This window comes from Serratia sp. CY44782, from assembly GCF_052168715.1.
GTDB lineage: Bacteria > Pseudomonadota > Gammaproteobacteria > Enterobacterales > Enterobacteriaceae > Serratia > Serratia nevei.
Window position 1 is genome coordinate 285,284 of the sequence record NZ_JBJNME010000004.1, and the last position, 22,276, is coordinate 307,559.

Consider the following 22,276-nt stretch of genomic DNA (forward strand, 5'->3'; position numbering starts at 1 on the left):
AAATGGCACGCGACCTGAAGCCGGAGCGAAAATCCGGTACACTGCGCAAAACGCCATGCCGGGTGGGATGGCGAGCATCCACATAGAAAACATAGCCAATATGAAGACATCTCAAAATCGGTATGACGCGGTGGTGGTGGGCGGCGGCATGGTCGGCGCGGCGGCGGCCCTGGGGCTGGCGCAGGCGGGCTGGTCGGTGGCGTTGCTGGAACATCAGGCGCCGCAGGCGTTCGAGGCGCAAAGCCCGCCGGATCTGCGTATTTCCGCTATCGGCTGCACCTCGGTGGGGTTGCTGAAACAGCTCGGCGCCTGGCAGGCCGTGACGGCGATGCGCACGGCGCCGTATCGCCGGCTGGAGACCTGGGAATGGGCGTCGTCGCGCGTGGCGTTCGACGCGGTGTCCCTGGGGCTGCCGGAGCTGGGCTTTATGGTGGAAAACCGCATTCTGCAGCTGGCGCTGTGGCAGCAGTTCGCGCAGTGCGCCAACCTGACGCTGCTGTGCCCCGCCAGGCTGCAATCGCTGCAGCGGGCGGACAATGCCTGGCAGCTGACGCTGGACGGCGGCGAGATGCTGCAGGCACGCTTGGTTGTCGGCGCCGACGGCGCCAACTCGCAGGTGCGCAAGCTGGCAGCGATCGGCACCAACGGCTGGCAGTATCGTCAGGCGTGCATGTTGATCACCGTCGATACCGGCGCGCCGCAGCAGGATGTGACCTGGCAGCGCTTCTTCCCGTCCGGGCCGCGCGCCTTCCTGCCGCTGTACGACAGTTGGGCGTCGCTGGTGTGGTATGACAGCCCGCAGCGCATTCGCCAGCTGCAGGCGATGCCGCCGGCGCAGCTGGAGCGCGAGATCGCCGCCGCTTTCCCGGCGCGACTGGGCCCGGTCAAGGTGCACGCCGCCGGTTCGTTCCCGCTGACGCGGCGTCATGCGCAGCGTTACGTGCTGCCGGGGCTGGCACTGCTGGGGGATGCGGCGCATACCATCAACCCGCTGGCGGGGCAGGGCGTCAATCTGGGGTATCGCGACGTGGATGCCTTGCTGAACGTATTGAGCGATGCGCGGGAGCAGGGAGAGGACTGGAGCAGCGAGGCGGTACTGCTGCGTTATCAGCGCCGCCGCCGTACCGACAATCTGCTGATGCAGAGCGGCATGGATCTGTTTTATACCGCTTTCAGCAATAACCTGGCACCGCTGAACATTGCGCGCAATCTGGCGCTGATGGCCGCGCAGCGGGCGGGTAAGCTGAAAGAGCATGCGTTGAAGTACGCGTTGGGATTGTAACCGACAGGGCTCAGCTGCGGCTGGGCCCGTTAGGATTGGCTGAACGCCAGACAGCAAAAAGCCCGCCGAAGCGGGCTTTTCTAAATATGGCTGGGGTGCCAGGATTCGAACCTGGGTATGCTGGTATCAGAAACCAGAGCCTTACCGCTTGGCGACACCCCAATTATGGTGGCTACGACGGGATTTGAACCTGTGACCCCATCATTATGAGTGATGTGCTCTAACCAGCTGAGCTACGTAGCCGATGTTACTTTTTACTTCTTTGATTTGCAAGCAGTTTGTTATGGCTGGGGTACCTGGATTCGAACCAGGGAATGCCGGTATCAAAAACCGGTGCCTTACCGCTTGGCGATACCCCACCTGCAAACAAATCTTATGTTGAAACCCCATTCTCGAAAGAATATGGCTGGGGTACCTGGATTCGAACCAGGGAATGCCGGTATCAAAAACCGGTGCCTTACCGCTTGGCGATACCCCATCAACATACTGCGCCGACGATGAAGAGAAATGGTGCGGGAGGCGAGACTTGAACTCGCACACCTTGCGGCGCCAGAACCTAAATCTGGTGCGTCTACCAATTTCGCCACTCCCGCAATGCAAAAAATAGATGGTGGCTACGACGGGATTCGAACCTGTGACCCCATCATTATGAGTGATGTGCTCTAACCAGCTGAGCTACGTAGCCCTCTTTTTTTTGCTTTGCCTTCATCGGCGTTGCGGGGCGCATTATGCGTATATGACCGATTTGCGTCAACAAGTTTTTTCCCGAAAAAGTGCCGGGAAGCGCCGTTTGTCTGGGTTGTGAACATTATGGCGATAAAATCGGCAATTCAGGCAGTTGGCGGGGGGAAAAGGCAACAAAAAGGCGGGCCAAAAGGCCCGCCTTGGGGAAAACGCTGCGCGATTATTTATAGGCGGCCTGGTGCACGCCGACGGCGCGGCCGGAAGGATCGTCCATCTTCTTGAACGACTCGTCCCATTCGATGGCCTTGGCGGACGAGCAGGCGACGGACGGGCCGCCCGGCACGCATTCGGCGGCGCTTGGCAGCGGGAACAGCTCTTCGAAGATCTCGCGGTACAGGTAGCCTTCTTTAGAGGTCGGCGTGTTGTACGGGAAGCGGAAACGCGCGGTTTCGAGCTGTTGATCGCTGATTTGCTGCGCAGCGACCTCTTTTAGCGTGTCGATCCAGCTGTAGCCGACGCCGTCGGAGAACTGCTCTTTTTGGCGCCAGGCCACGCTGGCCGGCAAATAGGACTCGAAACATTCGCGGACGATGTGTTTTTCCATTTTGCCGTTGCCGCACATTTTATCTTTCGGGTTGATGCGCATCGCCACGTCGAGGAATTTCTTGTCCAGGAACGGCACGCGGGCCTCAACGCCCCAGGCGGACATCGCCTTGTTGGCGCGCGCGCAGTCAAACATATGCAGCGCCAGCAGCTTGCGCACGGTCTCTTCGTGGAATTCGCGGGCGTCCGGCGCTTTATGGAAGTAAAGGTAGCCGCCGAACACTTCGTCCGCGCCTTCGCCGGAAAGCACCATCTTGATGCCCATCGCCTTGATTTTGCGCGACATCAGGTACATTGGCGTCGAGGCGCGAATGGTGGTGACGTCATAGGTTTCGATGTGGTAAATCACGTCGCGGATGGCGTCCAGCCCTTCCTGCACGGTGAAGTGGATCTCATGGTGCACGGTGCCCAGATGGTTGGCGACCTCCTGCGCGGCGCGCAGATCCGGCGAGCCTTCCAGGCCGACGGCGAAGGAGTGCAACTGCGGCCACCAGGCTTCGCTGCGTTCCTGATCTTCCACGCGGCGCGCGGCGTACTTCTTGGTGATCGCCGAGATGACCGAGGAATCCAGCCCGCCCGACAGCAGCACGCCGTAAGGCACGTCGGACATCAGGTGGCTTTTCACCGACTCTTCCAGCGCGGTGCGCAAGGCGGCGGCGTCGGTCACGTTGTCTTTGACGCTGTCATAATCAAACCAGTCGCGGCGATAGTATTCGCGGATCTCACCGTCCTGGCTCCACAGGTAGCTGCCGGCCGGGAATTCCTTGATGGTGCGGCACACCGGCACCAGCGCTTTCATTTCCGAAGCGACGTACAGGTTGCCGTGCTCGTCGTGGCCCATGTACAGCGGGATGATGCCCAGGTGATCGCGGCCGATCAGATAGGCGTCTTTTTCGGTGTCATACAGGGCGAAGGCGAACATGCCTTGCAGATCGTCGAGGAAGTCCGGGCCTTTCTCCTGATACAGCGCCAGGATCACTTCACAGTCGGACCCGGTCTGGAACGCGTAGCGGTCGCTCAGCTGTTGGCGCAGCGCCTGGTGGTTGTAAATTTCGCCGTTGACCGCCAGAACGTGGGTGTGCGCGGCGTTGTACAGCGGTTGAGCGCCGTTGTTGACGTCGACGATCGACAGGCGTTCGTGGGCCAAAATGGCTTTGTCGCTGGCATAAACGCCGGACCAATCCGGGCCGCGGTGGCGCATCAGGCGCGAGAGCTCCAGCGCTTTCTTACGCAGTTCAACGGGATCGGACTTCAGATCGAGCACACCGAAAATAGAACACATACAACTCTCCTAACGGGCTTTCATGACTGTGATGTTGTTTTTTACTGTTATGGGCAGCATTGCCGATTCATCAGTGATAACGCGGTTTTGCTGCGCTGTGGTTATGAAAATGCGCCTAAAGCTGCAGGAGATGCAAGCGTTTTAGCCATACGCTGAGAAATAGTTGTTTGCGTGGCTGCGATTTTTAACGGATTTTCAGTTATTGGCGGGAAAATTTAACGATTATGCAATTTTTAACGTGATGACGGGATTGCCGGCCGGTTTGGCCGGCAATCGATTAGCGATTAGGCGATGAGCTGCCACAGGGTGAAGGCGGCGTCCGGCGTCCAGCCGGCGTTGGAAGTGTGCGCCTGGATACAGGTGTATTTCTTGCCTTTATAACTCACCACGTCGCCGGCTTTGTAGCTGTGGTTGTTCTGCCACTCGGGCGCACCCGGATCGGGCGGCGTGCCGTCGTTGGCGGTTTTAACCGCCAGCGCGCTGCTCGGCAGCGAGGTATTGCCCTGGCTGTCGGTCGCGGTAACGAAGTAGCTGTACTGGGTGGCCGGGGTCAGGCCGCTGTCGGCCAGCGACAGGGTGGCGGTCTGGCCGATCGGGTTGCCGTTGCGGTAGACGGTGTAGCTGGCGATCGGTAAGGCGCCGGTGGCGGCGGCCCAGCTCAGCTTCAGCGAGGTGGCGCCCAGATCGGCGACCGTCAGCGCCGTTGGCGCATTAGGCTTTCCCGGCGGCGGGGTGACGCCACCCTGAATCAGCGGCGCATAGCGGGTTTTGAACTCCCAGTTGTAGGCCACGCCGGCTTTGCTCTTGCCGTTGTCCCAGTTGATTGACCAGGTCATCAGGCCCTTGATCGACAGGTTCTTGGCGTCGAGACGGGAGAAGGCGTTATACACCGCCTGTTTGTTGACCACGTAGCCGGTGGCGGCGGCATCGTTATTGCTCGGCAGACCGATGACGAATTTTGCTGCCGGGATCTTTGCATAGCCGCGGGTGCCGGTGACCAGGCTTTCCGTCAGGTAGTAGAGGAATTCCTCTTTCATGGCGTCGTTATTCTGCGTGATCCAGGCGTTGAGTTCGTCCACCCAAATACCGTCGCCACCCTGGTTATAATATTGCGGCGCGATAAAGTCATAATAGCCTTCGAGGGCGTTGATATAATCCAGATAGGTGCCGTTGGTGCGTAAATACGGGAATTCCGGCGCCATGCTGATAATAAAGTTTTTCCCCTGAACGGCGTAATAGTCTTTTACTTTTTTCAATGCCGCAGGCAAGACGGTTTTATTATTGGCGGCGCCGATTGCCGCCTGTTCCAAATCGATATCCAGGCCGTCGAAGCCATAGACTTCCACCAGACGAATAATCTCGTCTTTCAGCTTATCTTCGTCGCCGGTTTTCAGCTCGATATGCGCGTCTGCGCCGCCGAGGGAGATCAGCACCGCGCGGCCCTGGCTGTTCAGCACGCCCACCTGGCGGCGGAACTCGGCGTCGGACAGGTTGTACGGTTTGAAGGTTGGGATGCCCTGGCCTTTCATAAAGGCGACGGCCACCACGTTGTATTCGGCGGGAATGTCGGTCAGGTTCATATTGGCGAACTGGCCTTGCCGATAGCCGTCACTGGCGCCGGCGGCCCAGTTGTGCCAAAAACCCATCAGGATTTTTTTATTGGCGATAGTCGGCATAATGGCTGCGTCATCGGCGGCGGCATTAATCATGTTATTTGTGCTCATGGTAGCCTCATTAATTAGGGGTAAAGGTTTTTCGCTGGCCGGCAATATCAGCTATTGGCGGGGCGTAAGGTTATAATGAGGATTTTTAGCGCAGGCAGGCTGAAACCTTTTGTGGCCATGAACGAATTAAATTCAAACTGCGGTCAGGAAGAGAGAAATAATGGCGGCCGGGCAGCCGCCATAAATGCATCAGAAGATGGTGATATCGGCAACGGAAGGGTAGACGTAGCTCGGGCGGAACGGCATGGTTTCGATGTCGCTCAGCGTGGAGACGCCGGACAGCACCAGCACGGTTTCCAGGCCGGCCTGGAAGCCCGCCAGAATGTCGGTGCGCAGGTTGTCGCCGACGATCACCGTCTCTTCCGAGTGCGCCTGCATTTTGTTCAATGCGGCGCGAATGATCCACGGGCTGGGTTTGCCGACGTAAAACGGCTTGCGGCCGGTGATCTTCTCGATGGGGGCGCACAGCGCGCCGCAGGCCGGCGAGAAGCCGTGGCCGTGGCTATCCGGGTTGGTGGCGATAAAGCGTGCGCCGTTACTGACGAAGTAGGCGGCCTTGTGCATCATGTCCCAGTTGTAAGAGCGGGTTTCACCGACGATCACGAAATCCGGGTTGATGTCGGTGATGGTGAAACCGGCTTTGTACAGCTCATGGATCAGGGCGCCTTCGCCGACCACGTAGGCTTTTTTGCCTTCCTGGCGGCGCAGGAAATCGGCGGTGGCCATCGCCGAGGTATAGAACGCGCTCTCCGGCACTTCCAGCCCGGCGGCGGCGAAGCGGTTCGCCAGATCCTGCGCGGTCTGTGACGGGTAGTTGGTCAGCACCACCAGCGGCATGCCTTGTTCCTGGATGCGCGCCAGGAACAGATCGGCGCCGGGCACCGGCGTATTGTCATGCAGCAGCACGCCGTCGATATCGCATATAACGTTTTTGATTTTCATTTGTCGCTGTTTCTCATGATTACGGCAGGCAAGGGGTGACGATAACACACCTGCCAGAAGCGGCGGATCAGCTTTCCAGCAATCGCTGCAAGAGCACGCCGTTAAGCATCGCGCGTTTGGCCAGGGCGAAAGCGCCGATCGCCGAGCGATGATTGAGTTCGGAGGTCACCACCGGCAGATTTTTGCGGAAGTCCTTCAGCACCTGGGTATTGATGCAGCTCTGGATCGCCGGCAGCAGCACCTTGTCCGCTTCAGTGATCTCACCGGCGATCACCACCTTCTGCGGGTTAAACAGGTTGATGGCGATAGCCACCGCCTTGCCCAGATAGCGACCGACGTGTTCGATCACTTCGCTGGCCAGCAGATCGCCGCGGTTGGCGGCCTTGCAGATGGCGTTGATGCCGCAGTCTTCCAGCGTCAGTTTGCTCGGGTAGCCCTGGTTCAGCAGCTGGCGCACGCGCTGTTCGATCGCCGCGTTGGCGGCTACGGTTTCCAGGCAGCCGAAGTTGCCGCAGTGGCAGCGTTCACCCAGCGGATCGATCTGGATATGGCCGATTTCGCCAACGTTGCCGTTATTGCCGAGAAAAATCTGCCCGTTGACGATGATGCCGGCGCCGGTACCGCGGTGCAGGCGCACCAGAATCGAGTCTTCGCAGTCGCGGGTAGCGCCGAAGTAGTGCTCCGCCAGCGCCAGGCTGCGGATGTCGTGGCCGACGAAGCTGGTGACGTTGAAGCGCTGCTGCAGGTTGTCGACCAGCGCCCAGTTGCTGACGCTGATGTGCGGCATGTAGCGCACCACGCCCAGCGCCGGATCCACCAGGCCGGGCAGGATCACCGCGATGGCGATCAGCTCGCGCAGGCGGCGCTGGTTTGCTTCGATGAATTGGGCGATGGCGGCGAACAGCGCATTTTCCAGCGTTTCCTGGGTGCGTTCCGGCAGCGGATAGTGTTCTTCGCTGAGCGATTTACCGCTCATGTCATACAGGGTGATGGTGGCGTCGTGGCGGCCGAGACGCACCGCGACGGTATGGAAATGACGGGTTTCCGACACGATGGAGATCGCGCGGCGGCCGCCGGTGGAGGCTTGCTGATCGACTTCTTTGATCAGCCCGCGCTCCAGCAGCTGGCGAGTAATTTTGGTGACGCTGGCGGGGGCAAGCTGGCTGAGTTCGGCAATTTGAATGCGCGAGATCGGGCCCTGCTGGTCGATCAGGCGGTAAACTGCCGCGCCGTTAAGTTGTTTGACTAAGTCAACGTTCCCTATTTGTGCTTGTCCGCCAGTGCTCATCAATAATGTTACTCGCTGTTCATTGAATTAAACCTCGTTACCGTTAACGAGCGTTTTGGTGATCTTGAAATCACGGGTGAAGGCGGTCAGGTTAGCCACCTTGCCGGCTTCGATGGTGCCCAGACGCTGCTCGACGCCGATGGCGCGCGCCGGATACAGCGTCGCCATGCGCAGCGCTTCGTCCAGCGCGATGCCGATATGCTCGACGCTGTTTTGCACCGCTTCGATCATGGTCAGCGCGGAACCGCTCAGGGTACCGTTCTCATCCACGCACAGCCCATCCCGATAGTATATTGTTTTACCGGCGAAAATAAATTGGTCAATATCTGCACCTGCCGGTGCGGTCGCGTCGGTGACCAAGACCAATTTATCACCTTTCAGGCGTTTGGCGTTACGGATACTCGCCCAGGCCACGTGATGGCCGTCGGCGATGATGCCGGTATAGACCTCCGGCGTATCGAAGATCGCCCCCATCAGCCCCGGTTCGCGGCCGGTGATATACGGCATGGCGTTGTACAGGTGGGTGGCGAAGCTGATGCCGGCGGCGAAGCCGGTGCGCGCCTGATCGTAGGTGGCGTTCGAGTGGCCGGCGGAGACGACGATGCCGGCCTCGGTCAGCTGTTTGATAAAGTGCGGCTCAACCATTTCCGGCGCCAGCGTCACCTTGGTGATCACGTCGGCATTGGCGCACAGGTAATCGATCATGTCCTGAGTTGGCTTGCGAATGAACGCCGGGTTATGGGTGCCTTTTTTCACCGGGCTGAGATATGGCCCTTCCAGGTGCAGGCCCAGCGCCTGGTTTTGGTGCTTTTTCAGATAAGCGCGCATCACGTCGACGCTGTGCTTCATGAATTCGTCGCTGCTGGTGATCAGCGTCGGCAGATAGCTGGTGCAGCCGGATTTCTCGTTGGCGCGCTGCATGATCTCCAGCGTTTCTTCCGAAATCGCTTCCAGCGAATCGTTGAACTGGACGCCGCCGCAGCCGTTCAACTGCACGTCGATAAGTCCGGGGGCCAGGATGGCGCCACCCAGGTCGCGCGTTTCGATGCCGGCGGGCAATTCAGCCGCCGGGCAGACTCTCTCGATCAGCCCATCAGCGATAATGACTGCATGGTCATCAAGTACGTCGTGGCCGGTATAGATACGGCCGTGGGTTAAAGCGAACATCGTAGCCCCCTGCAAAGATTAAAGACTTTTCACGCTTTCCGCTTCTAACTCGCGGAAATATTTGACGGTTTTGACTTTCAGCTCCATGGTAGCCGGCTCGTCGCACACCACGACCGCTTTGGCGTGCAGCTGCAGGCAGCTGATGGTCCACATGTGGTTGATGTTGCCTTCCACCGCAGCTTCCAGCGCCTGCGCCTTGGCGTGGCCGGTCACCAGGATCATCACTTCTTCCGCGTCCAGCAGCGTGCCCACGCCGACGGTCAGCGCATATTTCGGCACCAGGCTGACGTCGCCGCCGAAGAAGCGCGAGTTGGCGATGCGGGTGTCTTCGGTCAGCGTTTTGATGCGGGTGCGCGAAGCCAGAGATGAAGCCGGCTCGTTGAACGCGATATGGCCGTCGATGCCCACGCCGCCCATGAACAGGTTAATTTTGCCGTAAGACTTGATCTTCTCTTCGTACTGGCGGCACTCGGCGTCGACATCCGCGGCGTTGCCGTTCAGCAGGTTGATATTTTCACGAGGGATATCAACGTGGTCAAAGAAGTTGCGGTACATGAAGGTGTGGTAGCTTTCCGGGTGTTCCTGCGGCAGGCCAACGTACTCGTCCATGTTGAAAGTCACAACATGCTTAAAGCTTACTTCACCTGCTTTGTGCATCGCAATCAGATGTTTGTAGGCTTCCAGCGGCGTGCCGCCGGTAGGCAGGCCGAGGACAAACGGGCGCTCTGCGGTTGGCTTGAATGCGTTGATGCGTTGAACGATATGACGCGCGGCCCATTTGCCGACTTGTGCGGTATCTTTCAGTGGGATAAGTCTCATCTAACACCTCTTGGGATAAGTAAACTAAAGCTATACTGTACGGGCCTGCGGGAGTCCTAAGCGTAACCCAGCTTTATGATTCTCGCGTGAATCGTCCGTCCGGTTGATTTTTTGAATGATAAAATAAGTTTTGTGTGATGGCCAGCAATCTGGGAGGTAAAGACTACTTTTTGGTGATATTTATCACAAAAAGGGAGGTTTTAATTTGCGATACAAAATAAATTTTTTACACTCGGCATTGAGTGATACGTGCCAAGCATTGTTTCTAAAAAGGTAGTGAGAGCTCCAAATAAACTACTAATAGGGTCCGTCCGCGGACAACATAGGGGGAAAAGGTGAACATTCTTAGTTACTTGCAAAAGGTGGGACGGGCGCTGATGGTGCCGGTCGCCACGCTGCCCGCCGCCGCCATCTTGATGGGCGTCGGGTACTGGATTGACCCTGTTGGTTGGGGCGGCGACAACGCTTTCGCTGCCTTATTGATTAAATCCGGCTCTGCGATTATCGATCATATGGCGGTGTTGTTCGCCGTTGGTGTCGCCTACGGCATGTCCAAAGACAAGGACGGCTCTGCCGCACTGACCGGCTTCGTCGGTTTCCTGGTGCTGACCACCCTCTGTTCACCGGCCGCCGTGTCGATGATTCAGAAGATCCCGCTCGACCAGGTGCCCGCCGCGTTCGGCAAGATTGAGAACCAGTTCGTCGGTATTCTGGTGGGTATCATCTCCGCCGAAGTGTACAACCGCTTCAGCGGCGTCGAACTGCCTAAGGCGCTGTCGTTCTTCAGCGGCCGCCGCCTGGTGCCGATCCTCATTTCCTTCCTGATGATCCTGGTCGCTTACATCCTGATGTTCGTCTGGCCAGTCGTGTTCGGCGCTCTGGTGAGCTTCGGCGAACACATCCAAAAATTGGGCTCGGTCGGCGCGGGCATCTATGCCTTCTTCAACCGTCTGCTGATCCCGGTCGGCCTGCACCACGCGCTGAACTCGGTGTTCTGGTTCGACGTGGCCGGTATCAACGATATCCCTAACTTCCTCGGCGGCCAGCAGTCGATCGACGCGGGTAAAGCGGTTGTTGGCATCACCGGCCGTTATCAGGCGGGCTTCTTCCCAATCATGATGTTCGGTCTGCCGGGCGCGGCGCTGGCCATCTATCACTGCGCGCGTCCTGAGAATAAGGCGAAAGTGCTGGGGATCATGATGGCGGGGGCATTCGCCGCCTTCTTTACCGGCATCACCGAACCGCTGGAATTCTCCTTCATGTTCGTGGCGCCGGTGCTGTACGTGATCCACGCCGTGTTGACCGGTATCTCGGTGTTCATCGCTGCTAACATGCATTGGATTTCAGGCTTCGGCTTCAGCGCCGGCCTGGTGGATATGATGCTGTGGGTGCGTAACCCGCTGGCGACCCACTGGTACATGCTGATCCCGCAGGGTCTGGTGTTCTTCGTTATCTACTATGTGGTGTTCCGCTTCACCATCAATAAGTTCAACCTGATGACCCCAGGCCGCGAGCTGGCGGTTGCCGGTGACGAAACCGACGGTTATGACGTCAACGTCAACAGCAACGCCGGTAAAGACGAGAACGAAACTACCACGCTGGCCCGTCGCTACGTCGGCGCGATCGGTGGTTCCGACAACCTGACCGGCATCGATGCCTGCATCACTCGCCTGCGTTTGAACGTGAAAGACTCCGCGCTGGTGAACGACGCATTGGCGAAACGCCTCGGCGCATCCGGTGTTATCCGTCTGAACAAGCAGAGCGTGCAAGTGATCGTCGGCACCCGTGCTGAACTTATCGCCAGCGCAATGCGCAACGTGATTGCCGCCGGCCCGGTAGCGGCAGCGGCGGCCCCGGCGGCGGCTCCTGCAGCGGAAGCCAAACCGCAGGCGGTACCGAACGCACCGAAAGTCGCGTTTGAAACGCTGGTGGCGCCGGTGACCGGTGAAGTCGTGGCGCTCGATCAGGTGCCGGACGAAGCTTTCGCCAGCAAGGCGGTAGGTGACGGCCTGGCGATTCGCCCGACCGACAACATCGTCGTGGCGCCGGCGGACGGCACCGTGGTGAAAATCTTCAATACCAACCATGCGTTCTGCCTGGAAACCGACAAGGGTGCCGAGATTGTGGTGCACATGGGGATCGACACCGTCGCGCTGGAAGGCCAGGGCTTCAAACGCCTGGTGGAAGAGGGCGCGGAAGTGAAAGCCGGTCAACCGATTCTGGAACTGGATCTGGATTATCTGAACGCCAACGCGCGTTCGATGATAAGCCCGGTGGTGGTCAGCAACTCTGACGACTACGCCGGCCTGGCGGCGCTGGCCAGCGGCTCTGTCGTCGCCGGTCAGACCAAGCTGTACGAGATCCAAAAGTAAGGCCGTTTTTACCTGAGTAGTACCGGGGGCTGGCCACGCACCATGGTGGAGTTTGCCCCGACTTGGCGGGAAGAGAGCGATCTCTTCCCGCTTTTTTTATTCCGTTTCGCCCCACGGCGGTGCGCTGCGCGCCGAGGGTGCAACGCGCCGCATTTTTCGTGAAACAAACGGTTGTTTCCAGACGTGGCTTGTTGGATCATAGGCGGTTATGTGTAGCGCTTTGCATTGAGGAACAGTGAAATGAGTGAGGCTGAAGCCCGCCCAACCAATTTTATCCGTCAGATCGTCGATGAAGATCTGGCGTCGGGGAAACACACGTCGGTACATACCCGCTTCCCGCCGGAGCCTAACGGCTATCTGCATATCGGCCACGCCAAGTCCATCTGCCTGAACTTCGGCATCGCCAAGGACTATCAGGGCCAGTGCAACCTGCGTTTCGATGACACCAACCCGGTGAAAGAAGACATCGAGTTCGTGGAGTCAATCAAGCACGACGTGGAGTGGCTGGGCTTTGAGTGGAGCGGCAACGTTCGTTACTCCTCAGACTATTTCGATCAGCTGCACCAGTATGCGGTTGAGCTGATCACCAAGGGGCTGGCCTACGTCGATGAGCTGTCGCCGGAGCAGATCCGTGAATATCGCGGCACCCTGACCGCGCCGGGCAAAGACAGCCCGTACCGCGGCCGCAGCGTGGAAGAGAACCTGGCGCTGTTCGAGAAGATGCGCAACGGCGAGTTCGCCGAAGGCGCCGCCTGCCTGCGCGCCAAGATCGATATGGCTTCGCCGTTTATCGTGATGCGCGATCCGGTGCTGTACCGCATCAAGTTCGCCGAACACCACCAGACCGGCAATAAATGGTGCATCTATCCGATGTACGATTTCACCCACTGCATTTCCGATGCGCTGGAAGGGATCACCCATTCGCTGTGCACCCTGGAATTCCAGGATAACCGCCGTCTGTATGACTGGGTGCTGGATAACATCACCATTCCTTGCCACCCGCGTCAGTACGAGTTTTCGCGCCTCAACCTCGAATACGCCATCATGTCGAAGCGCAAGCTGCACCAGCTGGTGGCCGAGAAGATCGTCGAAGGCTGGGACGATCCGCGTATGCCGACCGTCTCCGGTCTGCGCCGTCGCGGTTATACCGCCGCCTCGATTCGTGAGTTCTGCCTGCGCATCGGCGTGACCAAGCAAGACAACAACGTCGAGATGGTGGCGCTGGAATCCTGCATCCGCGACGATCTGAACGAGAACGCGCCGCGCGCCATGGCGGTGCTGGATCCGGTGAAAATCGTCATCGAGAACATGGGCGATGCGGTGGAAATGGTCACTATGCCTAACCACCCGAACAAACCGGAAATGGGCAGCCGCGATGTGCCGTTCAGCCGCGAGATCTATATCGATCGCGCCGACTTCCGCGAAGAAGCCAACAAGCAGTACAAGCGTCTGGTGCTGGGCAAGGAAGTGCGTCTGCGCAATGCGTACGTGATCAAGGCCGAGCGCGTCGAGAAGGACGAAGCGGGCGAGATCACCACCATCTTCTGCAGCTACGATGCGGAAACGCTGAGCAAAGATCCTGCCGACGGCCGCAAGGTGAAGGGCGTGATCCACTGGGTGTCAGCGGCGCACGCGCTGCCGGCGGAAATTCGCCTGTACGATCGCCTGTTCAGCGTGCCTAATCCGGGCGCGGCGGAGGACTTCCTCTCCACCATCAACCCGGAATCGCTGGTCATCAAGCACGGCTTCGTCGAGCCGAGCCTGGCGGCTGCACAGCCGGAGAAAGCCTATCAGTTCGAGCGAGAAGGTTACTTCTGCGCCGACAACCGTCACTCGTCGGCCGAGCATCTGGTGTTTAACCGCACCGTCGGCCTGCGTGACACCTGGGCGAAAATCGAAGGCTAATCTTATTCGCCTCGAAAATTAATGAATTAGCGCGGCTTTAAGCCGCGCTTTTTTATGCCTGCGCTCAGCTCGCGATCTATTCCTCTCTCATTTTATCCGGGGTGCGTTTAATTAATGGCGATGCATTAACCCATTAGTTCTCTTATATTGGTCCTATTAGTCTTCATTTTTTCTTATATATTCGTGATGCGAATTAATTTCATTTGGAGAGCGCTCTCAATTTTTATCGTCTGACTGACGAATTTAGCCAGGCTGAAACCATTAATCGTCTCTGGTTGACCTTGTATCTCAATTTATTCTGATTTAATTGAATTTTTTATTCGACACCCTCTATGATCACCAGCGTAACAAATTCTCACTGATATGTGCTCCTTGTCATACTTTGACAAATCTCCCTCATTTTTCATTTGATAATTCGCGTCGCGAAAAATAGTCTGTCTGTAGCAATTAGTGCTGTGGGAATAACATCTCGTCGGCAATATTTTTTACCCGTTCGGGTTTTTTATTGGCAGTCGTGCAGGGCAGTGGTGAACACAGGCGGCTGCAACTTTTAAGTTAAGTCAAAGAGGAATTTCAATATGGGTACGCACGGTGCTCAGCGTAAAACGCTGGCGCTCGCAGTTGCGGGCGCGCTGTTGGGAACAGGGTTTGCCATGGCGCCTGAGGCGAAAGCCGCAGGGTTTATCGATGATTCCACGCTGACCGGCGGCATTTATTACTGGCAACGTGAGCGCGACCGTAAAGATCTTAATCCGGACAGCAAGGATTACAACCAATACACCACCAACCTGTCGCACTCCACCGCCAACCTGAGCCTGGATTTCGCTTCGGGCTACGCCTGGGACATGTTCGGTCTGGACGTCGGTGCCTTTACCGCCATCGAGCTGGCGGAATCCAGCGCCAGCGGCCACCCGAACGAGATCGCGTTCTCCTCGAAAAACCGTACCTACGACGAAGACTATTCCGGTGACAAAGGCGGCGTCAGCCTGTACAAAGCCGCCGCCAAATTCAAATACGGCCCGGTCTGGGCGCGCGCCGGCTATATTCAGCCGAGCGGCCAAACCCTGCTGGCGCCGCACTGGAGCTTTATGCCGGGCACCTATCAGGGGGCCGAAGCCGGCGCCAAGTTCGACTACGGCGACGCCGGTGCGTTGAGCTTCTCCTACATGTGGACCGACAAATACAAGGCGCCGTGGCATATCGAGATGGACGACTTCCGCCAGAACGATAAGAAAACGCGCGTCTCCTACCTGCACTCGCTGGGCGCCAAGTACGATTTCAAAAACGATCTGGTGCTGGAAGCCGCCTTCGGTCAGGCGCAGGGTTATGTGAATCAATACTTCACCAAGGCGTCTTACAAATTCGATGTGCTCGGCAACCCGCTGACCACCAGTTACCAGTTCTACGGTGCGGAAGACCGCATCAGCGACAAGAACGATCCGAACAGCATCTACGACGGCCTGGCCTGGCTGCAGGCGCTGACCTTTGGTTACACCACCGGGCAGTTCAACTGGCGTCTGGAAGGCACCATGGTCAAGGCGGAAGGCAACCAGGGCTTCTTCCTGCAGCGCATGACCCCGACCTACGCCTCATCCAACGGTCGTCTGGACGTGTGGTGGGATAACCGCTCCGACTTTAACGCCAACGGTGAGAAAGCGGTGTACGCCGGCGTGATGTATGACCTCAGCAACTGGAACCTGCCGGGCATGGCGGTCGGCGGCTCCTACGTTTACGCCTGGGACGCCAAGCCGAGCACCAACCCAATCTACGATCAGAGCCAGCGCCTGAAAGAGAGCGCCTGGAGCCTGGATGCGATGTACACCATCCAGGAAGGGCGCGCCAAGGGCACCCTGATCAAGCTGCACTACACCCAGTATGACAACCACACCAACATCCCGAGCTGGGGCGGCGGTTACGGCAACATCTTCCAGGACGAGAAAGACGTCAAGTTCATGGTCATCGCGCCATTCACCATCTTCTGATGCGTTCCCCGGCCTCGCCGCCGGGGGCAGTTAAGGGAATTCAACGATGAAAAAAATCATGCTGATGTTGGCGGCCGCCGCGGCCTTGAGCGCCTGTGCGCAACCCGCCGCACCGCCGGAAGACGCCAAATTGAAGCAGGCTTACAGCGCCTGCATCAACACCGCCGAAGGTTCGCCGGAGCGTCTGCAGCCCTGTAAGGCGGTGCTGAACGTGCTGAAACAAGAGAAGCAGCACCAGCAGTTCGCCGCGCAGGAAACGGTGCGGGTGATGGATTATCAGAACTGCATTATGGCGGTGCACAGCGGTAACGGTCAGGCTTACGACGCCAAGTGCGGCAAGCTGTGGCAAGAAATTCGCGATAACAATAATTAAGAAGGACAAGAACATGAACGCATTCAAACTGAGCGCATTAGCCGCGTTGACGGCAACGATGGGATTTCTGGGCGGCATGGGAAACGCCATGGCCGATCAACAGCTGGTGGATCAGCTGAGCCAGCTGAAGCTGAACGTGAAAATGCTGGATAACCGCGCCGGCGAAAACGGCGTGGATTGCGCGGCGCTGGGCGCCGACTGGGCCTCATGCAACCGGGTGTTGTTCACCCTCAGCAACGACGGCCAGGCGATCGACGGCAAAGACTGGGTCATCTATTTCCACAGCCCGCGCCAGACCCTGCGAGTAGACAACGACCAGTTCAAGATTGCTCACCTCACCGGCGATCTGTACAAGCTGGAGCCGACCGCCAAATTCAGCGGCTTCCCGGCCGGTAAGGCGGTGGAAATCCCGGTGGTCGCCGAATACTGGCAGCTGTTCAGAAACGACTTCCTGCCGCGCTGGTATGCCACGTCCGGCGACGCCAAGCCGAAAATGCTGGCGAATACCGATACCGAAAACCTGGACCAGTTCGTGGCGCCGTTCACCGGCGACCAGTGGAAGCGCACCAAGGACGACAAAAACATTCTGATGACGCCGGCTTCGCGCTTTGTCAGCAATGCCGATCTGCAGACGCTGCCTGCCGGCGCGCTGCGCGGCCAGATCGTGCCGACGCCGATGCAGGTGAAGGTTCACGCGCAGGACGTCGATTTGCGCAAAGGGGTATCGCCGGATCTGAGCACGCTGGTCAAGCCGGCGGCGGACGTCGTCAACCAGCGCTTCGCGCTGCTGGGCGTGCCGGTTCAGGCCAACGGTTACCCGATCAAAACCGACATCCAGCCGGGCAAGTTTAAAGGCGCGATGGCGGTGCCGGGCGCCTATGAGCTGAAAATCGGCAAGAAAGAGGCGCGGGTGATCGGCTTCGATCAGGCCGGGGTGTTCTACGGGCTGCAGTCGATCCTGTCGTTAGTGCCGAGCGACGGCAGCGGCAAGATTGCCACGCTGGATGCCAGCGATGCGCCGCGCTTCCAGTATCGCGGCATTTTCCTCGACGTAGCGCGCAACTTCCATAAGAAGGACGCGGTGCTGCGCCTGCTGGATCAGATGGCGGCCTACAAGCTCAACAAATTCCACTTCCACCTGAGCGATGACGAAGGCTGGCGTATCGAGATCCCCGGTTTGCCTGAGCTGACTGAGGTCGGCGGCCAGCGCTGCCACGATCTGAGCGAAACCACCTGCCTGCTGCCGCAGTACGGCCAGGGGCCGGACGTCTACGGCGGCTTCTTCAGCCGTCAGGACTATATCGACATCATCAAATACGCCCAGGCGCGCCAGATTGAGGTGATCCCGGAGATCGACATGCCGGCACACGCCCGCGCCGCGGTGGTCTCGATGGAAGCGCGCTATAAAAAGCTGCATGCCGCCGGAAAAGAGCAGGAGGCCAACGAATTCCGCCTGGTGGATCCGACCGATACCTCCAACACCACCTCCGTGCAGTTCTTTAACCGCCAGAGCTACCTGAACCCGTGCCTGGACTCTTCCCAGCGCTTTGTCGACAAGGTGATCGGCGAGATCGCCCAGATGCATAAAGAGGCCGGCCAGCCGATCAAGACCTGGCACTTCGGCGGCGACGAAGCGAAAAACATCCGCCTGGGCGCCGGCTACACCGACAAGGCGAAACCGGAGCCGGGCAAAGGCATCATCGATCAGAGCAACGAAGACAAGCCGTGGGCCAAGTCGCAGGTGTGTCAGACGATGATCAAAGAAGGCAAGGTGGCCGACATGGAGCATCTGCCGAGCTACTTCGGCCAAGAGGTCAGCAAGCTGGTGAAGGCGCACGGCATCGACAGAATGCAGGCCTGGCAGGATGGCCTGAAAGACGCCGAGAACGCGAAGGCGTTCGCCACCTCGCGCGTGGGCGTCAACTTCTGGGATACCCTGTACTGGGGCGGTTTCGATAGCGTCAACGACTGGGCCAACAAAGGGTATGAAGTGGTGGTTTCAAACCCGGACTACGTCTACATGGACTTCCCTTACGAGGTGAACCCGGACGAGCGCGGTTACTACTGGGGCACCCGCTTCAGCGACGAGCGTAAGGTGTTCAGCTTCGCGCCGGATAACATGCCGCAGAACGCGGAAACTTCGGTCGACCGCGACGGCAACCACTTCAACGCCAAGAGCGACAAGCCGTGGCCGGGCGCCTACGGGCTGTCCGCTCAGCTGTGGAGCGAAACCCAGCGCACCGATCCGCAGATGGAATACATGATTTTCCCACGCGCGCTGTCGGTGGCTGAACGCGCCTGGCACCGCGCCGGTTGGGAGCAGGACTATCGCGCCGGCCGCGAATACAAAGGCGGGGAAACCCACTTTGTCGATACCAAGACGCTGGAGAAAGACTGGCTGCGCTTCGCCAATATCCTGGGGCAGCGTGAACTGGCCAAGCTGGACAAAGGTGGCGTCGCTTACCGTCTGCCGGTGCCGGGCGCACGCGTAGCGGGCGGCAAGCTGGAGGCGAATATCGCGCTGCCGGGATTGGGCATCGAGTACTCCACCGACGGCGGCAAGCAGTGGCAGCGCTATGACGCCAAGGCCAAGCCTGCGGTGTCCGGTGAGGTGCAGGTGCGTTCGGTTAGCCCGGACGGCAAGCGCTACAGCCGTGCCGAGAAGGTCTAAGCCCGGTGCAACGGCCTGCTGCTCTGGCGGCGGCCGTATAACGAAGGGGGAATGCGTTCGCCCGCGCGTGTCGGCGTAGGGCGGACGTTGTAGTGAGAGTAGTACGTGGAGTAGCAGTGCCGCTGCAATTGTGATATTTCATGACATGATTTTCCCCCGGCTTGTCCGGGGATTTTTTTGCCCGTTGCACGGCGGGCATAAAAAAACCGCCTCGGCGTGAGGCGGTTTTTCATAGCCGGTCAGGCTTATTTCTTGTCGTGCAGCGTTTCGTCTTCGCGACAGTCACCGGTTTCACAGTGGCCGTACAGGTACAGGCTGTGGTTGGTGAGCTTGATGCCGTGCTGCTTGGCGATGTCACGCTGGCGCACTTCGATGGATTCGTCGCTGAATTCGATCACTTTGCCGCAGTCCAGGCAAATCAGGTGATCGTGGTGATGCTGTTGGGTCAGCTCGAACACGGACTTGCCGCCTTCGAAATTGTGACGTGTCACAATGCCCGCATCGTCAAACTGGTTCAGTACGCGATAAACCGTTGCCAGCCCGATCTCTTCGCCCATATCAATCAGTTTTTTGTACAAATCTTCCGCACTGACGTGATGGCATTCCGGATTTTGCAGTACTTCCAGGATTTTGAGTCGCGGAAGCGTGACTTTTAAGCCGGCCTTCTTCAATGCGATGTTGTTGTCGGTCATGCGAATTCAGTCCTGTTACTATGCTAATCAAGTTGAGGCGTACTCGCCTGTGGCATCGGTCGGCACAAAGAGTTAATGCGTCTCATTATAGAACCGGTTGTACTAAATGGAAACCGCCGGTTGTTAACAAAGATATAATTGCACTATTGCATGTTTTGCATGCAACGCCTTGATGGATGGGATAAACCGATATCTCAGTCTACCGTGACGGGGTGGGAAGTTACAAATCTGTAGCTTCTATCGCAGCAATCCCTGCTGCCGATGACGGCCCTGTGGGCACACTATGCACTTTACAGGGCCTTTGTTCAACCTTTCGCCAGTGCCGGGGCTTAGCCGACGATATCGGCCAGGCTCAGCTCTTCGACGATTTGTTTGACCCAGGCGTCCACGCGCTCGTTGGTCAGCTCAGGCTGACGGTCTTCGTCGATCGCCAGACCGATGAAGTGGTTGTCGTCCGCCAGGCCTTTGGAGGCCTCGAAGTGGTAGCCTTTGGTCGGCCAGTGGCCCACGATGGCCGCGCCGCGCGGTTCGATAATGTCGCGGATGGTGCCCATCGCGTCACAGAAGTATTCCGCGTAGTCTTCCTGATCGCCGCAGCCGAACAGCGCCACCAGTTTGCCGTTGAAGTCGACTTCTTCCAGCGTCGGGAAGAAATCATCCCAGTCACACTGCGCTTCACCGTAGTACCAGGTCGGGATACCCAGCAGCAGGATATCGAACCCTTCCAGGTCTTCTTTGCTGCTTTTAGCGATGTCATGCACTTCAGAGACGTCGTCGCCAAACTGTTTCTGGAGAATTTTCTGGATCATTTTGGCAATGTTTTCGGTATTGCCAGTGTCGCTGCCAAAGAAAATGCCTACAGTAGCCATATCGCGTATAACCTTTAAATTCAAGTAATTGCATTACTCGACGCCGGCACTGCCGCCGCTGACGCCGATTAAAATGATGCCATGGCAAGAGCCTTTCGCCTCCGGGGCGGGCGCCGACAGGCGCAGTCTCTTACCGGTAAATGCGTATCATGCCAGAAAGTGGCGCCGGGGTTTTATCGCATTTATGCGATGCCGGAGAATGAAGAAAAGCGTGGTCGATCCGGCGTTGTCCTTAACGCCGCGCCGCGCGTGCGGCCGAAGAGATCAATGTTCCGGCTGTTCTTCCGCCAGTTGTGCCAACAGCATCTGCTCGATGAGTTCGCTGCGGCTGATGTTGCGCTGTTCCGCCAGTTTGTTCAGGGCGTCCACCGCATCCGCGTTGATTTTCAGCTCTACGCGCCGCAATCCACGCACTTTATCGCGCCGTAACTGATTGCGCTTATTGATTCTAAGCTGTTCATCGCGGGAAAGCGGGTTGGTTTTCGGGCGCCCCGGACGGCGTTCATCTGCGAACAGATCCAGCGTCGTGCGATCCGTTTGTTCTTTTGCCATAGGTAGCGGTACTGCAAGGGAGTTTGCATCAAAAAGCGCTCGCACGCTTCCGGAGGCATCGGTTAACACACTTCGGGCCAATAAACCCTAACCCAAATTCACCCCCGAACCGGCGTTCGCGAACGCGCTGGCGCGGCGGCAAAATTATAGCGCGCCATATTACCCCAGCAGATGGAGCGGCGACAATGCCTAACTGCGGGCTAAACGCGCTAAGCCGTTATCTTTAGCGCGTTTTTTCGCCAGATGAGCGCGCTTTTCAGGCTTCGTCGAGGAAACGGTGGATGGCGCGCAGCACCGCTTCCGGTTTTTCGGCGTGCACCCAATGGCCGGTGCCGGCGACGACGTGTGCGCGGGCCTGCGGGAACTGGCGCGCGATGTCCGCACGGTAGCTGTCCTGCACGTACGGCGACAGGCCGCCGCGAATGAATAGGGTCGGGTGCGGCCAGGCCGGCACATCCTGCCAGCCGGTGATGTCTTTGTAGCGTTCGATCAGCACCGGCAGGTTGAAGCGCCATTCGCCGTTGTGGAAGGACTTCAGCAGGAACTGGATCACGCCTTCTTCCTGCAGGTAGTCGCGCATCAGCTGGGCGGCCGCCTGGCGCTGGGTGATACCGGCGGCGCTGACTGCCTTCAGCGCGGCGAAGATCTCGTCGTGGCGGCGGGTCTGGTAATCCACCGGCGCGACGTCGATGACGATCAGCCTGGCGACGCGCTCGGGCGCGATGGCGGTCAGCGCCATCGCCGCTTTGCCGCCCATCGAATGGCCGATGACGATCGCTTTCTCCAGCTGCAGTTCGTCGAGCAGCGCCAGCAGATCCTGCGCCATGGCGGGGTAGTTCATGTCGTCGGCGCGCGGGGAGAGGCCGTGGTTGCGCAGATCGACCTTGATCACCGTGTGCTGTTTATGCAGATCGCGCGCCAGCACGCCCAGGTTGTCCAGATTGCCGAACAGCCCGTGGATCAGCAGCACCGGCAGCGCGTCTGACTCGGCGGCCAGCAGTTGATAATGTAATTTCATGGCGAAGTTCATACTGAGAGAGATTCAGATTAGGGTATCATGATTGAATCG

Annotated in this window: 16 protein-coding genes and 6 tRNA genes; 6 read left to right on the forward strand and 16 right to left on the reverse strand. The window is 58.5% G+C overall.

What is annotated here, in order from left to right; all coding sequences use genetic code 11:
• The first annotated feature begins 100 nt into the window (after positions 1-100).
• The gene (ubiF, locus tag ACJ8HT_RS09630) at positions 101-1,282 is read left to right on the forward strand and encodes a 3-demethoxyubiquinol 3-hydroxylase (RefSeq protein WP_197652256.1); all 1,182 of its coding nucleotides are present in this window, start codon (positions 101-103) and stop codon (positions 1,280-1,282) included.
• An 87-nt stretch (positions 1,283-1,369) separates the two neighbouring features.
• On the opposite strand, the gene ACJ8HT_RS09635 is transcribed toward ubiF, so the two are convergent.
• From ACJ8HT_RS09635 to nagB, 12 genes are all read right to left on the reverse strand, one after another.
• Positions 1,370-1,444, reverse strand: a tRNA-Gln gene (locus tag ACJ8HT_RS09635).
• 4 nt (positions 1,445-1,448) lie between these two features.
• Positions 1,449-1,525, reverse strand: a tRNA-Met gene (locus tag ACJ8HT_RS09640).
• A 41-nt stretch (positions 1,526-1,566) separates the two neighbouring features.
• A tRNA-Gln gene (locus ACJ8HT_RS09645) sits at positions 1,567-1,641 on the reverse strand.
• 44 nt (positions 1,642-1,685) lie between these two features.
• A tRNA-Gln gene (locus ACJ8HT_RS09650) sits at positions 1,686-1,760 on the reverse strand.
• A gap of 30 nt (positions 1,761-1,790) precedes the next feature.
• Positions 1,791-1,875 (reverse strand) — tRNA-Leu (locus ACJ8HT_RS09655).
• A gap of 15 nt (positions 1,876-1,890) precedes the next feature.
• Positions 1,891-1,967: transfer RNA gene (locus ACJ8HT_RS09660), tRNA-Met, on the reverse strand.
• A gap of 219 nt (positions 1,968-2,186) precedes the next feature.
• On the reverse strand, positions 2,187-3,851 hold the full coding sequence (gene asnB, locus ACJ8HT_RS09665) for an asparagine synthase B (RefSeq protein ID WP_004939961.1): 1,665 nt from the start codon (positions 3,849-3,851) through the stop codon (positions 2,187-2,189).
• Between the two features lie 284 nt (positions 3,852-4,135).
• Entirely contained in the window at positions 4,136-5,575 is a 1,440-nt protein-coding gene (locus ACJ8HT_RS09670) for a carbohydrate-binding protein (RefSeq protein ID WP_197652255.1), read from the reverse strand.
• Between the two features lie 189 nt (positions 5,576-5,764).
• A complete protein-coding gene (locus ACJ8HT_RS09675) occupies positions 5,765-6,517 on the reverse strand; it encodes an HAD-IIA family hydrolase (protein WP_004939957.1) in 753 nt (250 codons plus the stop codon).
• Between the two features lie 67 nt (positions 6,518-6,584).
• Entirely contained in the window at positions 6,585-7,805 is a 1,221-nt protein-coding gene (gene nagC / locus ACJ8HT_RS09680) for a DNA-binding transcriptional regulator NagC (protein ID WP_194572726.1), read from the reverse strand.
• Between the two features lie 27 nt (positions 7,806-7,832).
• Positions 7,833-8,972, reverse strand: a complete 1,140-nt coding sequence (nagA, locus tag ACJ8HT_RS09685; RefSeq protein WP_174137927.1) for an N-acetylglucosamine-6-phosphate deacetylase — start codon at positions 8,970-8,972, stop codon at positions 7,833-7,835.
• 18 nt (positions 8,973-8,990) lie between these two features.
• Positions 8,991-9,791: a glucosamine-6-phosphate deaminase gene (nagB, locus tag ACJ8HT_RS09690; RefSeq protein WP_004939952.1), complete on the reverse strand. Its 801-nt coding sequence runs from the start codon at positions 9,789-9,791 to the stop codon at positions 8,991-8,993.
• A 335-nt stretch (positions 9,792-10,126) separates the two neighbouring features.
• On the opposite strand from nagB, the gene nagE reads away from it, so the two are divergent.
• The 5 genes from nagE (at position 10,127) to ACJ8HT_RS09715 (ending at position 19,094) form a co-directional block, all read left to right on the forward strand.
• Positions 10,127-12,163, forward strand: a complete 2,037-nt coding sequence (gene nagE, locus ACJ8HT_RS09695) for an N-acetylglucosamine-specific PTS transporter subunit IIBC (RefSeq protein ID WP_197652254.1) — start codon at positions 10,127-10,129, stop codon at positions 12,161-12,163.
• A gap of 240 nt (positions 12,164-12,403) precedes the next feature.
• A complete protein-coding gene (gene glnS, locus ACJ8HT_RS09700) occupies positions 12,404-14,068 on the forward strand; it encodes a glutamine--tRNA ligase (RefSeq protein WP_060440515.1) in 1,665 nt (554 codons plus the stop codon).
• A gap of 578 nt (positions 14,069-14,646) precedes the next feature.
• Positions 14,647-16,050, forward strand: a complete 1,404-nt coding sequence (gene chiP, locus ACJ8HT_RS09705) for a chitoporin ChiP (protein ID WP_038877490.1) — start codon at positions 14,647-14,649, stop codon at positions 16,048-16,050.
• Positions 16,051-16,096: 46 nt separating this feature from the next.
• The gene (gene chiQ / locus ACJ8HT_RS09710) at positions 16,097-16,423 is read left to right on the forward strand and encodes a ChiQ/YbfN family lipoprotein (RefSeq protein WP_004939944.1); all 327 of its coding nucleotides are present in this window, start codon (positions 16,097-16,099) and stop codon (positions 16,421-16,423) included.
• A 13-nt stretch (positions 16,424-16,436) separates the two neighbouring features.
• Positions 16,437-19,094 (forward strand): beta-N-acetylhexosaminidase, encoded by a 2,658-nt coding sequence (locus ACJ8HT_RS09715; protein ID WP_060423601.1) that lies wholly within the window; start codon positions 16,437-16,439, stop codon positions 19,092-19,094.
• 245 nt (positions 19,095-19,339) lie between these two features.
• Here the strand turns inward: ACJ8HT_RS09715 and fur are convergent, their stop codons facing one another.
• From fur to ybfF, 4 genes are all read right to left on the reverse strand, one after another.
• Positions 19,340-19,786, reverse strand: a complete 447-nt coding sequence (gene fur, locus ACJ8HT_RS09720; protein WP_019454058.1) for a ferric iron uptake transcriptional regulator — start codon at positions 19,784-19,786, stop codon at positions 19,340-19,342.
• Positions 19,787-20,115: 329 nt separating this feature from the next.
• On the reverse strand, positions 20,116-20,655 hold the full coding sequence (gene fldA, locus ACJ8HT_RS09725) for a flavodoxin FldA (RefSeq protein ID WP_004939938.1): 540 nt from the start codon (positions 20,653-20,655) through the stop codon (positions 20,116-20,118).
• A gap of 264 nt (positions 20,656-20,919) precedes the next feature.
• Positions 20,920-21,207, reverse strand: coding sequence for a LexA regulated protein (gene ybfE, locus ACJ8HT_RS09730; protein WP_004939936.1), 288 nt, complete (start codon positions 21,205-21,207; stop codon positions 20,920-20,922).
• 256 nt (positions 21,208-21,463) lie between these two features.
• A complete protein-coding gene (gene ybfF / locus ACJ8HT_RS09735; protein ID WP_197652253.1) occupies positions 21,464-22,237 on the reverse strand; it encodes an esterase in 774 nt (257 codons plus the stop codon).
• Between the last annotated feature and the right edge of the window lie 39 nt (positions 22,238-22,276).